Source organism: Stutzerimonas stutzeri (genome assembly GCF_051028275.1).
Taxonomy (GTDB): domain Bacteria; phylum Pseudomonadota; class Gammaproteobacteria; order Pseudomonadales; family Pseudomonadaceae; genus Stutzerimonas; species Stutzerimonas stutzeri_AS.
Genome location: NZ_CP069269.1, coordinates 551,947 through 565,757 on the forward strand (window position 1 = coordinate 551,947; position 13,811 = coordinate 565,757).

General features: G+C 60.5%; 10 protein-coding genes. 9 read left to right on the forward strand and 1 reads right to left on the reverse strand.

Translation table 11 applies throughout. The features are described 5' to 3' along the window. Window positions 1–3: 3 nt before the first annotated feature. Window positions 4–2,649: a pyruvate dehydrogenase (acetyl-transferring), homodimeric type gene (aceE, locus tag JQR87_RS02460; RefSeq protein ID WP_407292924.1), complete on the reverse strand. Its 2,646-nt coding sequence runs from the start codon at window positions 2,647–2,649 to the stop codon at window positions 4–6. 274 nt (window positions 2,650–2,923) lie between these two features. On the opposite strand from aceE, the gene glnE reads away from it, so the two are divergent. The 9 genes from glnE (at window position 2,924) to JQR87_RS02505 (ending at window position 13,799) form a co-directional block, all read left to right on the forward strand. Continuing rightward, window positions 2,924–5,869, forward strand: coding sequence for a bifunctional [glutamate--ammonia ligase]-adenylyl-L-tyrosine phosphorylase/[glutamate--ammonia-ligase] adenylyltransferase (gene glnE, locus JQR87_RS02465; protein ID WP_407292922.1), 2,946 nt, complete (start codon window positions 2,924–2,926; stop codon window positions 5,867–5,869). Between the two features lie 43 nt (window positions 5,870–5,912). Further along, window positions 5,913–6,836, forward strand: a complete 924-nt coding sequence (ilvE, locus tag JQR87_RS02470) for a branched-chain-amino-acid transaminase (RefSeq protein ID WP_407292920.1) — start codon at window positions 5,913–5,915, stop codon at window positions 6,834–6,836. 80 nt (window positions 6,837–6,916) lie between these two features. Next, window positions 6,917–7,951, forward strand: a complete 1,035-nt coding sequence (gene waaF, locus JQR87_RS02475) for a lipopolysaccharide heptosyltransferase II (RefSeq protein WP_407292918.1) — start codon at window positions 6,917–6,919, stop codon at window positions 7,949–7,951. Further along, the gene (gene waaC, locus JQR87_RS02480; protein WP_407292917.1) at window positions 7,952–8,953 is read left to right on the forward strand and encodes a lipopolysaccharide heptosyltransferase I; all 1,002 of its coding nucleotides are present in this window, start codon (window positions 7,952–7,954) and stop codon (window positions 8,951–8,953) included. Beyond that, the gene (locus JQR87_RS02485) at window positions 8,953–10,074 is read left to right on the forward strand and encodes a glycosyltransferase family 4 protein (protein ID WP_407292915.1); all 1,122 of its coding nucleotides are present in this window, start codon (window positions 8,953–8,955) and stop codon (window positions 10,072–10,074) included. Before waaC ends, JQR87_RS02485 begins: the two co-directional genes overlap by 1 nt. Beyond that, on the forward strand, window positions 10,071–10,877 hold the full coding sequence (gene rfaP, locus JQR87_RS02490) for a lipopolysaccharide core heptose(I) kinase RfaP (protein WP_407292913.1): 807 nt from the start codon (window positions 10,071–10,073) through the stop codon (window positions 10,875–10,877). The genes JQR87_RS02485 and rfaP overlap by 4 nt, the downstream gene beginning before the upstream one ends. Beyond that, on the forward strand, window positions 10,877–11,611 hold the full coding sequence (locus tag JQR87_RS02495) for a lipopolysaccharide kinase InaA family protein (RefSeq protein ID WP_407292911.1): 735 nt from the start codon (window positions 10,877–10,879) through the stop codon (window positions 11,609–11,611). The genes rfaP and JQR87_RS02495 overlap by 1 nt, the downstream gene beginning before the upstream one ends. Then, on the forward strand, window positions 11,608–12,354 hold the full coding sequence (locus tag JQR87_RS02500) for a lipopolysaccharide kinase InaA family protein (RefSeq protein ID WP_407292909.1): 747 nt from the start codon (window positions 11,608–11,610) through the stop codon (window positions 12,352–12,354). The genes JQR87_RS02495 and JQR87_RS02500 overlap by 4 nt, the downstream gene beginning before the upstream one ends. Further along, complete coding sequence (locus tag JQR87_RS02505; RefSeq protein WP_407292907.1) at window positions 12,351–13,799, forward strand: lipopolysaccharide kinase InaA family protein; 1,449 nt, start codon at window positions 12,351–12,353, stop codon at window positions 13,797–13,799. Before JQR87_RS02500 ends, JQR87_RS02505 begins: the two co-directional genes overlap by 4 nt. Window positions 13,800–13,811 lie beyond the last annotated feature (12 nt).

Below are 13,811 nucleotides of genomic sequence, written 5' to 3' on the forward strand. Positions count from 1 at the left end.
GCATCAGCAATCCAGAGGATTGTGCTTCTCGGGGTCGATACCGAACTCGGTGATGGCGTTTGCTACGACAGTACGCTCGATGGCGCCGCGATCGGCGAGGGCCTGCAACGCGGCGACCGCCACCCAGCGACGGTCGACTTCGAAGAAGTCACGCAACTTGGCGCGCGAGTCACTGCGGCCGAAGCCGTCGGTACCCAGTACTTGGTATTCGCGGGATGGAACCCACTGACGAATCTGGTCGGCAAACAGCTTCATGTAGTCGGTCGAGGCCACCACGGGGCCTTCACGGCCTTCCAGGCACTGCTCGACATAGCTCTTGCGGCGCTCTTCGGTCGGATGCAGACGGTTCCAGTGATCGACGGCCAGGCCATCGCGGCGCAGTTCGTTGAAGCTGGTGACGCTCCAGACGTCAGCACCGACGCCCATCTTGGCAAGGATGTCCACCGCGGCGCGGACTTCACGCAGGATGGTGCCCGAGCCCAGCAATTGCACGCGATGCTTGAAGTCGCCCTTGGCTTCTTCGAGCAGGTACATGCCCTTAATGATGCCGTCCTCGACACCCTGCGGCATGGCCGGCTGCTGATAGTTCTCGTTCATGACGGTGATGTAGTAGTAGACGCTCTTCTGCTGCTCCACCATCTCGTGCATGCCGTGATGCATGATCACCGCCAGCTCGTAGCCGTAGGTGGGGTCATAGCTGCGGCAGTTGGGGATGGTGCTGGCCAGGATATGGCTGTGACCGTCCTCGTGCTGCAGGCCTTCGCCGTTGAGCGTGGTGCGCCCGGAGGTGCCGCCCAAGAGGAAGCCGCGGGTCTGGGCATCGCCGGCGGCCCAGGCCAGGTCGCCGATGCGCTGGAAGCCAAACATCGAATAGAAGATGTAGACCGGCAGCATCGGCTGGTTGTAGTTGCTGTACGCAGTGCCCGCCGCGATGAACGAGGAGAACGCGCCGGCCTCGTTGAGGCCTTCCTGCAGGATCTGGCCGTCCTTTTCTTCGCGGTAGTACATCACCTGATCGCGGTCGACCGGCTCGTACAGCTGCCCCACGGGGGAATAGATGCCTAGCTGGCGGAACATACCTTCCATACCGAAGGTGCGCGCCTCGTCAGCAAGGATCGGAACGATGCGCTTGCCGAGATCCTTGTCCTTGACCAGCTGCGACAGTATCCGTCCGAATGCCATGGTGGTGGAGATTTCGCGGTCACCAGAGCCGTCGAGAACGGCTTTAAGGGTCTCCAACGGCGGTGTCGGGATGCTGAAACTCTTGGCGCGACGCTGCGGCAGTGAACCGCCGAGTTTTTCCCTGCACTTGCGCAGGTACTTCATCTCCGCGCTGTCTTCGGCCGGACGGTAGAACGGCAGCTCTTCGAGCTGCGAGTCGTTGACTGGGATATCGAAGCGGTCGCGGAATTTCTTCAGGCTGTCGATATCGACTTTCTTGGTGTTGTGGGCAATGTTCTTCGCCTCGCCAGCACCCGTGCCGTAGCCCTTGATGGTCTTGGCCAGAATGACGGTCGGCTGGCCCTTATGGTTAACGGCCTGGTGGTAAGCCGCATAGACCTTGTACGGATCGTGGCCGCCTCGGTTGAGCTTCCAGACTTCTTCGTCGGACATGCTCTCGACGCGCTTGAGCAACTCCGGATCGGCGCCAAAGAAATGCTTGCGTACATAGGCGCCGTCTTTGGCTTTGTAGTTCTGGTATTCCCCGTCGATGGCCTGGTCCATGCGGCGTTGCATGCGCCCGTCTTCGTCGGCGGCGAACAGCGGATCCCACAGGCGGCCCCAGACGACCTTGTTGACGTTCCAGTTGGCGCCTTTGAACACACCTTCCAATTCCTGGATGATCTTGCTGTTACCGCGGACCGGGCCGTCCAACCGCTGCAGGTTGCAGTTGATGACGAACACCAGGTTATCGAGGTTCTCGCGGCCGGCCAGGGAGATAGCGCCGAGGGTTTCCGGCTCGTCACACTCACCGTCGCCGATGAAGCACCAGACGCGCTGCTTGCCCTTCGGAATGAAGCCTCGGTTCTCCAGGTACTTCATGAAGCGCGCCTGGTAGATCGCCGTAATCGGGCCAAGGCCCATGGAAACGGTCGGGAATTGCCAGAAGTCGGGCATCAGGTGCGGGTGCGGGTAGCTCGACAGACCTTGGCCGTCGACTTCCTGGCGGAAGTTGAGCATCTGGTCTTCGCTCAGGCGGCCCTCAAGGAAGGCGCGGGCATAGATGCCGGGGGAGGCGTGGCCCTGGTAGTAGATCAGGTCGCCGCCATGCTCCTCGGTTGGCGCCTGGAAGAAATAGTTGAAGCCGATGTCGTAGAGCGTGGCGCTCGAGGCAAAGGTGGAAATGTGCCCACCCAGGTCCGGGTCTTTCAGGTTTGCTCGCATCACCATAGCAAGCGCGTTCCAGCGAACCAGTGAGCGGATTCGGCGCTCCATGAACAGGTCGCCGGGCATCTTGGCTTCGCGGGTAACCGGGATGGTATTACGGTACGGTGTGGTGATGCCGTAGGGCAGCGGCGTGCCGCTACGGGTGGCCAGCTCCCCCATCCGGGTCATTAAATAATGGGCGCGGTCTTCGCCTTCGCGGTCGATAACGGACTCGAGGGCGTCCAGCCATTCCTGGGTTTCGACGGGATCGAGATCTTGCATGGCTTGCTCCAGGGCGGAAAGGCTTCCAGAATCGGTTGCCTGCTTCGCGGCCGGCTTTGTGGGCCGGTGCGTATATGTTCTTGGATGTAATGCCGGGGGTAGAGCCGGGCTCTGTAGTTTTACTACAAAACGGTCTCTAAATCAGCCCCCTGTCATATCTGTTGGTAGTAAAACTACATTTCGGCGGGTCGGCCTGATGAGTTAACTCTGGCGCCCAGCGCTCTATACCGGGCGGTCCCGCTGTCCTTGAAGCCATTCTGCGCTAAGGAACTTTATGAGTCAGCCATCGCTGGTTGCGTTGCCACCGTCGCTCCAATCTTTGGTCACTCGTGCCGAGGAGACGTTCCTCGGAGCGGCACGCGACTCATCGGCACAGGCTGAGCAGGCCTATGCCGCTTGGTCCTCGGAGCGCCGCGAATCATTACGCCGGGTCTGTGCGGCCAGCGACTTTGTCAGCGAACAGGTTAGCCGAGATCCGGACATGCTGCTGCAGTTGGCGGAAGCCGGGCTGCTCGAGCGATCCTTCCAGAGCGGTGAAATGCGCGCGGCGCTCGCCGAGCTGCTGAGCGACTGCGCTGACGATGACAGCTTGGCCAGGCGACTGCGGCGGTTTCGCAATCGGCAGCAAGTACGCATCATCTGGCGCGACCTGACTCGTCAGGCTGATCTCGCCGAGACCTGTGGCGACTTGTCCGACATGGCCGACGCTTGCATCGATCTTGCCTACCAATGGCTTTATGAACGCCACTGTGAGCAGTTCGGCGTTCCGACCGGTCGGCGCAGCGGCGAAGCGCAACAGATGGTCATTCTGGGCATGGGCAAGCTTGGTGCGCGAGAGTTGAATCTCTCCTCGGACATTGACCTGATTTTCGGCTATCCGGAAGGTGGAGAAACCGTTGGGGCCAGGCGGTCTCTGGATAATCAGGAGTTCTTCGTCCGCCTGGGTCAGCGGCTGATCAAAGCGCTCGACGCGCCGACGGTGGATGGGTTCGTCTTCCGTGTCGACATGCGCCTGCGTCCCTACGGCTCGTCCGGCTCCCTGGTGCTGAGCTTTAATGCCTTGGAGCAGTACTACCAGGATCAGGGCCGCGACTGGGAGCGCTACGCCATGATCAAGGCGCGCGTCGTAGGGGGTAGCCAGACAGCCGGAAAAGAGTTGCTGGAAATGCTTAGGCCCTTCGTTTATCGCCGTTACCTCGATTTTTCGGCTATCGAGGCGCTGCGCACCATGAAGCAACTGATCCAGCAGGAGGTCCGGCGCAAGGGAATGGCCGCCAATATCAAGCTGGGGTCTGGCGGCATTCGCGAGGTGGAATTCATCGCCCAGGCGTTCCAGCTGATTCATGGCGGGCGGGACCTGAGTTTGCAGCAGCGCCCCCTGCTGAAGGTTCTTGCGACGCTGGCCGGGCAGGGCTACCTGCCCGAGGCGGCTGTCGATGAGTTGCGCGAGGCTTACCAATTCTTGCGCTACACCGAGCATGCGTTGCAGGCGATCGATGACCGTCAGACGCAAATGCTGCCGGACAACCCCATCGATTGCGATCGGGTTGCTTTCAGCATGGGATTCACCGATTGGGAAGCCTTTCATCAGCAGCTCTTGTATTGGCGCGGCCGAGTCGACTGGCACTTCCGCCAGGTCATCGCCGATCCGGATGAAGATGAAAATGCCGAAGGCGAAACGATGGTGGGCGGTGAGTGGCTGCCGCTCTGGGAGCAGGACTGGGACGAGGAATTCGCCTGCCGCCAGTTGAGCGATGCTGGTTTCCGCGACGGGCAGGTCGCCTGCCAGCGCCTCGCCGCGCTACGGGGTGGCAACCAGGTGCGCACCATGCAACGGCTCGGTCGCGAGCGCCTGGATGCGTTTATTCCGCGGCTGCTGGCGCAGGCGGTGGAGCAGGATGATCCGGATCTGGTGCTGGAGCGTGTGCTGCCGCTCGTTGAAGCGGTTGCGCGGCGCTCGGCCTATCTGGTTCTGCTGACGGAAAACCCGGGCGCGTTGCAGCGGCTGCTGGAACTCTGTGCAGGCAGCCCCTGGATTGCTGAGCAGATCGCACGCTTCCCTCTGTTGCTCGATGAGCTGCTCAATGCCGGGCGCTTGTTCAGTCCGCCGCTTGCGCCAGAGCTTGCGGCCGAGCTGTGCGAGCGGCTGGCACGCATTCCGGAAGACGATCTGGAACAGCAAATGGAGGCGCTGCGCCATTTCAAGCTAGCGCACCGCCTGCGTGTTGCGGCTTCGGAGATCGCGGGAACGCTGCCGCTTATGAAAGTCAGCGATTATCTGACCTGGCTGGCCGAGGCCATTCTCGAGCAGGTACTTGCCCTGGCCTGGCGGCATACCGTCGCGCGGCACGGTCAACCCCGGCGCGTGGACGGCTCGCTTTGCGATCCAGCCTTCATCATTCTCGGCTACGGCAAGGTTGGCGGTCTCGAGTTTGGTCACGGTTCAGACCTTGATCTGGTCTTTATCCATGACGGCGATCCGAACGCTGAAACCGACGGCGCCAAGCCGATCGACGGTGCTCAGTTCTTCACCCGTCTGGGGCAGCGCATCATCCATCTGCTAACCACTCAGACCACATCCGGTCAGCTCTATGAGGTTGACATGCGCCTGCGTCCATCGGGCGCTTCCGGCCTGCTGGTCAGCTCGTTGAGTGCTTTCAGCCGCTATCAGAGCGAGGAGGCCTGGACCTGGGAGCATCAGGCACTGGTCCGCGCTCGGGTGTTGGTGGGCTGCCCTCAGTTGGGTGCCGATTTCGAGCAGGTTCGCGCGTCGGTGCTCGGGCGCCCTCGTGACCTGAAGCAGTTGCGCGGCGAGGTCAGTGAGATGCGCGCCAAGATGCGCGACAACCTTGGTACCCGCACCACTCAGGCCGGTATGGGTGAAAAGGCGTTCTTGGCCGATAGCGAGTTCAATCTCAAGCAGGATGCCGGTGGTATCGTCGATATCGAATTTATGGTGCAATACGCGGCTTTGGCGTGGTCGCACCAGCATCCGCAACTGCTGCGCTATACCGATAATATCCGCATTCTTGACGGGTTAGAGCAGGCCGGGTTGATGACCGGCGATGAGGTTCGGTTGCTGCAGGATGCCTACAAGGCATACCGTGCCGCGGCCCACCGGCAATCACTGCAGAAACTGCCTGGCGTGGTGAGTGGGGACCAATTTCATGACGAGCGTCGCGCGGTGATGCGCATATGGCGCGAGCTGGGGCTCAGCTGAGCTCGTCTGCTAACAGCATTTATCGAATTCCGAGGTGGCAACAATGTCGATGGCCGATCGTGATGGCGTGATCTGGTATGACGGTGAGATGGTGCAGTGGCGCGACGCGACCACCCATGTGCTGACTCACACCCTGCATTACGGTATGGGTGTATTTGAAGGGGTGCGTGCCTACGATACTCCTGCCGGTACTGCGATCTTCCGCCTGCAGGCGCACACTGATCGCCTCTTCGATTCGGCACACATCATGAACATGAAGATGCCGTACTCGAAAGAAGAAATTAACGAGGCGACCCGCGCCGCTGTTCGTGAAAACAATCTGGAAAGTGCCTACATCCGCCCGATGGTTTTCTACGGATCTGAAGGCATGGGTCTGCGCGCCAGCGGTCTGAAAGTGCATGTGATCGTCGCTGCCTGGCACTGGGGGGCCTACATGGGCGACGAGGCACTGGAAAAGGGCATCAAGGTGCGCACCAGTTCTTTCACCCGCCATCACGTCAATATCAGCATGACCCGCGCCAAGTCCAACGGTGCCTACATCAATTCCATGCTGGCCTTGCAGGAGGCGATCTCCGGCGGTGCCGACGAAGCGCTGATGCTGGATCCGGAAGGCTATGTCGCCGAGGGTTCGGGTGAGAACATCTTCATTATCAAGGATGGCGTGATCTACACCCCGGAAGTCACCGCTTGCCTTAACGGCATTACCCGCGGAACCGTCCTGACCCTGGCCGAAGAGCTGGGTATCAAGGTGGTTGAAAAGCGCATCACCCGCGACGAGGTCTACATCGCTGATGAAGCCTTCTTTACCGGAACCGCTGCCGAAGTTACGCCGATCCGTGAAGTGGATGGCCGCAACATTGGTATCGGTCGCCGTGGTCCGGTCACCGAGCGTGTGCAGAAAGCCTACTTCGATCTGGTGTCCGGCAAGACCGAAGCGCACCCCGAGTGGCGTACGCTGGTCAAGTAAGCGCAGGGTCGCTGCCGCAACTCGAGCCGCTCAGGCAGCTCGCGCTTGCGGCATGAGGCCCGAAGCCTGAAGCTGCCTTTATGAATATTCTGATTGTGGGTCCCAGCTGGGTCGGCGACATGGTGATGGCGCAGACGCTGTTCGTCTGTCTGAAACAACGCCATCCAGATTGCCAGATCGACGTGCTCGCGCCGGAGTGGAGTCGCCCGATTCTTGAGCGGATGCCTGAGGTGCGCCAGGCGCTGAGCTTTCCCGTGGGCCATGGTGTATTGGATATGGCGACCCGGCGCAGCATTGCGCAAAGCCTGCGCGGTCAGTATCAACAGGCGATCCTGCTGCCTAACTCGCTGAAGTCGGCACTGGTTCCTTTCTTTGCTGGCATCCCCAAGCGTACTGGTTGGCGCGGCGAGATGCGCTTCGGTCTGCTCAACGACATGCGCAAGCTGGATAAACAGCGCTATCCGTTGATGATCGAGCGATTCATGGCGCTTGCCTACGAGCCGGGCGCCGAGTTGCCCAAGCCGTACCCGAAACCCTCGCTGCGCATTGACGAGCAAACCCGCGACGCCGCATTGGCGCGTTTCGGGCTCACGCTGGATCGACCGGTGCTGGCGCTCTGTCCCGGTGCCGAATTCGGCGAGTCCAAGCGCTGGCCGGCCGAGCATTTTGCCAAGGTCGCGGAAGTGAAGATCCGGGAAGGCTGGCAGGTCTGGCTGTTCGGCTCGAAGAACGATCACGCCGTGGGTCAGGATATCCTGCAGCGGCTGATTCCCGGACTACGCGAAGAGGCGCTGAATCTTGCCGGTGAGACCAGTCTGGCCGAGGCCATTGATCTGCTTTCCTGTGCCGAGGCGGTCGTCTCAAACGATTCGGGGCTGATGCATGTGGCGGCTGCGCTAGGGCGTTCCCTGGTTTCCGTCTATGGATCGACGTCACCGGCATTTACGCCACCGTTGTCCGATCAGGTCGAGGTCGTGCGTCTGGGACTCGACTGCAGTCCCTGCTTCGAGCGCACCTGCCGTTTCGGACACAACAACTGCATGCGCGAACTGAAACCCCGCCTCGTTATCGAGGCACTGGATCGTCTGGTTCCACAGCCGGTCGAGGTGCGCTAAGTGCGGGTCCTGCTGGTCAAAACCTCCTCGTTGGGTGATGTGGTGCACACGCTTCCCGCGTTGACCGATGCGCGCCGCTTAATCCCCACTATCCAGTTCGATTGGGTGGTGGAGGAGGGCTTCGCCGAAATCCCCGCCTGGCATCCGGCCGTTGCCCAGGTGATACCAGTGGCCATTCGTCGTTGGCGCAAGCACCCTTTTGATACCTTTTTTTCCGGCGAATGGCGGCGCTTCAAGGCGCGCCTGCAAGAGGCTCGTTACGACTTGGTGATCGACGCGCAGGGCTTGTTGAAAAGCGCCTGGTTGACTCGTTACGTACAAGCGCCTGTTGCAGGCCTGGATCGGGACTCGGCCCGTGAGCCCCTAGCGTCGCGTTTTTATAGTCGCCGTTACGCTGTGTCCCGCGAACAGCATGCGCTGGAGCGGGTACGCCAGCTGTTCGCTCAATCGCTTGGCTATCCGGCTCCCGAAACGGTTGCAGATTACGGCCTGGACCGAACACAGCTGGCCACGCAAGGCGAACAGCCCTATCTATTGTTTCTCCACGGTACGACCTGGCCGAGCAAGCATTGGCCGGAAAACTATTGGCGTGAGCTGGCCGTGCTGATGAACGAGTTTGGTTGGGCGATCCGGTTGCCCTGGGGCAATGCAGAAGAGAAGGCTCGCGCAGAGCGAATCGCCACGGGGCTGTCTGGGGCTTCGGTGTTGCCGAAGCTGAATCTGGGTGGCGTCGCCAAGGTTATCGCCGGCGCCCGTGCCTGTGTGGCGGTGGACACCGGGCTTGGTCACCTGGCTGCGGCGTTGGACGTCCCGAGCATTTCGCTTTATGGCCCTACTTTGCCCGGCCGCGTCGGTGCCTACGGGCGTTCGCAAATCCATCTGTGCGCGCCTGGGCCAAACGCTGGCAAAGGTGATCGTCATAAACCCTGCTTCGACGAACTCCCACCCGAGCGTGTCGCCAGTGAACTCAAGGCCCTGTTGCGGTCGTCGGAGACAACCTGATGCAGCTGGCCTTTGTGCTTTACAAGTACTTTCCTTTCGGCGGGCTACAGCGAGACTTCATGCGCATCGCCCTGGAATGCCAGCGGCGCGGCCATGCCATTCGAGTCTACGCGATGATATGGGAGGGCGAGGCGCCCGACGGTTTCGAGGTGCTCATTGCGCCAGTGAAGGCGATTTTCAATCACACCCGCAACGAGCGCTTTACCGCCTGGGTGGAAGCGGACCTGTCGAAGCGGCCGGTGGACCGGGTGGTCGGATTCAATAAAATGCCGGGGCTCGATGTTTACTACGCCGCGGACCCATGCTTCGAAGATAAGGCACAGACCCTGCGAAATCCGGTATACCGCCGCTGGGGCCGCTACAAGCACTTCGCAGAGTACGAGCGCGCGGTGTTCGAGCCGGAATCCAAGACCGAAATCCTCATGATCTCCGAGGTGCAGCAGCCGCTCTTCGTCAAGCATTACGCGACGCCGTCTGAGCGCTTTCATCTGCTGCCGCCTGGTATCTCGCCGGATCGCCGCGCGCCTGTTAATGCTGACGAGATCCGCCAATCATTTCGTGACGAGTTCGAACTGGGCCGAGACGAATTGCTGCTGGTGCAGATCGGCTCCGGCTTCAAGACCAAGGGCGTCGACCGGACCCTCAGGGCGCTGGCCTCGCTGCCCCGCGAGTTGAGAAAGCGGGCACGGCTGTTCGTTATTGGCCAGGACGATCCGAAGCCCTTTCGACTACAGGCCAAAACGCTGGGTATTACTGGCCAAGTAGAATTTCTCAAGGGCCGCAGCGATATCCCGCGTTTTCTCCTCGGAGCAGACCTGTTGATTCATCCTGCATACAACGAAAACACCGGGACCGTACTGTTAGAAGCGTTGGTCGCGGGGCTGCCTGTACTGGTCACCGACGTCTGCGGTTATGCCCACTATATTGCCGATGCTGACTGTGGGCGGGTCGTCGCCAGCCCGTTCGACCAAGGCCAACTCAATGCGTTGCTGGCCGAAATGCTCGTAAGCGATGCGCAGCGTAGCCGTTGGGCGCAGAACGCATTGGCCTTTGCGGACCGCGCCGATCTCTACAGCATGCCCGAACGGGCCGCCGACGTGATCCTGGCGGAGCGCCCATGAAGCTGATCCTTGCTGAGCCGTTCAAGACGCTGTGGGCAGGCCGTGACCCGTTCGAGGCCGTCGAGCAGTTGCAGGGCCAGGTTTACCGAGAGTTGGAAGGCCGGAGAACGCTGCGCACCGAGGTCGACGGTCGTGGCTACTTCGTCAAGATTCATCGAGGGATTGGCTGGGGCGAGATCATCAAAAACCTCAGCACCGCTAAGCTTCCGGTGCTCGGAGCAGGACAGGAATGGCGTGCGATACAGCGCCTGCAAACAGTCGGTGTGCCGACAATGACTGCCGTGGCCTATGGTGAGCGTGGCAGCAATCCCGCCTCACAGCACTCGTTCATCATCACTGAAGAGCTGGCCCCCACGATCAGCCTTGAGGACTACAGTGCGGACTGGCTACAGAATCCGCCTGAACCTGAACTCAAGCGAGCACTGATTGCTGAGGTGGCGCGGATGACAGGCACCATGCATCGCGCCGGAGTGAACCATCGAGACTGCTACATCTGTCATTTCCTGCTGCATACCGACAAGCCTGTGCGGGCTAACGATTTCAAACTGTCGATAATCGATTTGCACCGCGCCCAGGTACGCAGCGAAACGCCTCGACGCTGGCGCGACAAGGATCTAGCTGGGTTGTACTTTTCTGCATTAGGCGTTGGCCTGACCCAACGCGACACGTTGCGTTTTCTTCAGACGTATTTTCAGCGACCGTTGCGCGAGATCCTGCGGGAGGAAGCGCAATTGCTGGCGAGATTGCAACGAAAAGCGGCCAGGCTTCTGGCGCGCAAGGAACGTTACGGAGATGCGATCTGATGGCCGGCTGGGTGCTGGATCCAGCTTACAGCAGCCTTTCGGCGGACTTTGGCAGTCTTGCCGCAGTGTTCGAATTGTCGGGCGAGCGTCTGACGCAAGACCCTCTGTCCGAGGTCATTCGTATCGAGCGTGACGGCGTGCGCTACTACGTCAAACGCTATACCGGGGCTGGCAAAGGCCTGCGTCGATATGTGGGGCGGCCACGAGTCAAGGCCGAATGGCAGAACCTGAAGTTATTTCAACGCTGGGGCATTCCGACCGCACCTATCGTTGCGTACGGCCATGAACGCCTGCTCGGTACCTATCAGCGCGGCGCACTGATCACGCGTGAGCTGGAGCAGACGGAAGATCTGGCCCTGCTTGCAGCCACGCAAGACCACCGGCTGAAGGATGGCGGCTGGGTCACTCATGTGGGGCGGCAGTTGGCAGATGCGACCCGCACGATGCATATGCGTCGGTTTGCGCACAACGATCTGAAGTGGCGCAACCTACTGGTCGACCCACATCGCAATCTGTACCTGATCGACTGTCCCACCGGCGCATTCTGGTGGGGGCCGTTTCTGCAGCGGAGGATCATCAAGGATCTCGCCTGCCTGGACAAAGTCGCCAAATATCAGCTGACCCGCAGCCAGCGCCTGCGCTTCTACTTGCAATATGCGCAGCGCGATCGTCTGACGCGCGCAGACAAAGGGCGCATCCGGCAGATCTTGAATTACTTCCAGGGGCGTGAATGAGCGACTTTATCGCGGAGGCTGACCGATCCCTACTCGTGAGCAGGGGCCTAGCCAACTTCGATGCGCTATGGGCGCTGCAGTTGCAGTCGGTTGACGAGCCCAACGTGGAGCGGGGCGGATGGAGCAGTGTGTTCCGGCTGGATCTGGGCGAGGCGTCTTTCTACCTTAAACGTCAGAGCAACCATCAGACTCGGAGCTTGGCGCGCCCCTTCGGTGAGCCGACCTTCGCCCGTGAGTTTCGCAATATCCGGCGCTATCACAAACTTGGCATTCCAACGCTTGAAGCCACGTTCTTCGGACGGCGACGGGTGGGTAGCGAACAGCGAGCAGTGCTGATGACGCGAGCGCTCGATGACTGGGATGATCTGGAAAGCTATCTGGCGCAATGGCATGAGCTCGATGGCCTGCAGCGCGCAGCGATTCTTCGGGCCACCGGTGAGCTGGCTAACCAATTGCATAGGGCGGGCCAGATGCATGGCTGTTTCTATCCCAAACATATCTTTTTAAAGCAGCAGCCAAAGGGCTGGCGTGCCTGTTTGATCGATCTGGAAAAGACGCGGCCATTACTGCTCGGGCGGCGGGATAGGGTCAAGGACCTGGAGCCTTTGTTGCGGCGAGCGTCATGCTGGTCGCAAGGTGATATCGACAAGCTGCTGGCAGCTTATGTCCGTGACGACAGTGAGTTTAATAACTGGGCTCTCCGGTTGAATAGCCGCCGTCGTGAAAAAGAGATGCGTACATGACGCTCGCCGAGTTGGCCCGTGGTGGGCGAGCGCCTGCATTGCCGCTGACCCTACGCACTGACGAGCTAGGGGAGCTGGTTGTGGAGCACTGGTTGCGCGTTTTGCCGGGTCAGCGCTATGTCGGGCGCGCTCAATGGAATGGGCGAACGGTCCTGGCTAAACTCACGGTCGGCAGCAATGCGCATCGGCACTATCTCCGGGAGCGTGAAGGCGCTGCGCTGCTAGCCGAGCAGGGACTACCCACACCAGAGTTGCTATCGGAGGGCTGGCGGGCGGGTGACGGTGGTTGGCTGCTGTTTGACTTTCTGAACGAAGCACAAAGCCTTTGGAGCCGCTGGCAGGCGGTCGAGGGTGACCCCCCGCTGACTGACGCTCAACAGGCGATACTCGGCAATGCACTGGAGCTGATTGCTCACATGCACATGCGGGGACTCTGGCAAGACGATCTGCATCTGGACAACCTGCTGGTGCAGGCCGGTGTGCTACATGTAATCGACGGAGGCGGTGTCAGGGCGCAGCAACCAGGTCGGCCACTCGACCGGCCCCAGGCTCTAGCGAATCTGGGTGTGTTCTTTGCTCAGCTGCCTGCCTCGCTGGACCCCTACATTGAAGAGCTGCTAGTTCACTACCTGCTCGTCAACAGTGTTCACTCGCTGCCGATGGAAGCCTTGCAAAAGGGCATCCGTAAGGTACGCATTTGGCGAATGGCTGATTTCCTTAAAAAGGTTGGTAGAGATTGCAGCCTTTTCTGCGCAACGGTCGGTGCGTTCGGCGCCGAGGTGGTACGTCGGGAAGAAATGGAGCCGCTTGAAACGCTGCTCGCCGATCCGGACGCTGTCATTGACTCCGGAAGGTTGTACAAGGACGGCGGCACTGCCACCGTTGCCCGAGTAGAGGACACGAACGGCCGACCACTGATCGTCAAACGCTACAACATCAAAAGCCCGGTTCATTGGCTCAAGCGCTTCTGGCGTCCCAGTCGCGCCTGGCACAGCTGGGTCGAGGGCAATCGCCTGACATTCCTGGGCATCGCTACGCCGCGCCTACTGGCGGTCAAGGAGCAGCGCTGGCTGTGGCTGAGAGGCCGCGCATGGCTGGTTACCGAATTGCTCACCGGAGAAGATATAATCGGCTGTTTCGAGCCTTACCTGGACAGCGCGCCGCCCGAGGCGCAGCTATCGGCCTTGGTTCAGTTATTTCAAACCTTGATCCGCGAACGCATCAGCCATGGCGACCTGAAAGGGCACAACCTGTTTTGGGAGCAGGGCCGCTGGACGCTGATCGATCTGGACGCTGTGCAGCAGCATCGAAGCGATGCAAGCTTCGTCCGTGCCTATGCCAAGGATCGGGCGCGGTTACTGCGCAACTGGCCAACTGAGAGCGCTTTGTATCAGCTGCTCGACCAACGTTTACCCGCGGTGCCCGGCATCCGCATCGAAGATTAAGTGAGGCAATAT

Bases quoted from the DNA above. Each gene is read 5' to 3' on its own strand.
- aceE (WP_407292924.1), bottom strand. From the start codon at position 2,649: ATGCAAGATCTCGATCCCGTCGAAACCCAGGAATGGCTGGACGCCCTC.
- glnE (WP_407292922.1), top strand. From the start codon at position 2,924: ATGAGTCAGCCATCGCTGGTTGCGTTGCCACCGTCGCTCCAATCTTTG.
- ilvE (WP_407292920.1), top strand. From the start codon at position 5,913: ATGTCGATGGCCGATCGTGATGGCGTGATCTGGTATGACGGTGAGATG.
- waaF (WP_407292918.1), top strand. From the start codon at position 6,917: ATGAATATTCTGATTGTGGGTCCCAGCTGGGTCGGCGACATGGTGATG.
- JQR87_RS02485 (WP_407292915.1), top strand. From the start codon at position 8,953: ATGCAGCTGGCCTTTGTGCTTTACAAGTACTTTCCTTTCGGCGGGCTA.
- rfaP (WP_407292913.1), top strand. From the start codon at position 10,071: ATGAAGCTGATCCTTGCTGAGCCGTTCAAGACGCTGTGGGCAGGCCGT.
- JQR87_RS02495 (WP_407292911.1), top strand. From the start codon at position 10,877: ATGGCCGGCTGGGTGCTGGATCCAGCTTACAGCAGCCTTTCGGCGGAC.
- JQR87_RS02500 (WP_407292909.1), top strand. From the start codon at position 11,608: ATGAGCGACTTTATCGCGGAGGCTGACCGATCCCTACTCGTGAGCAGG.
- JQR87_RS02505 (WP_407292907.1), top strand. From the start codon at position 12,351: ATGACGCTCGCCGAGTTGGCCCGTGGTGGGCGAGCGCCTGCATTGCCG.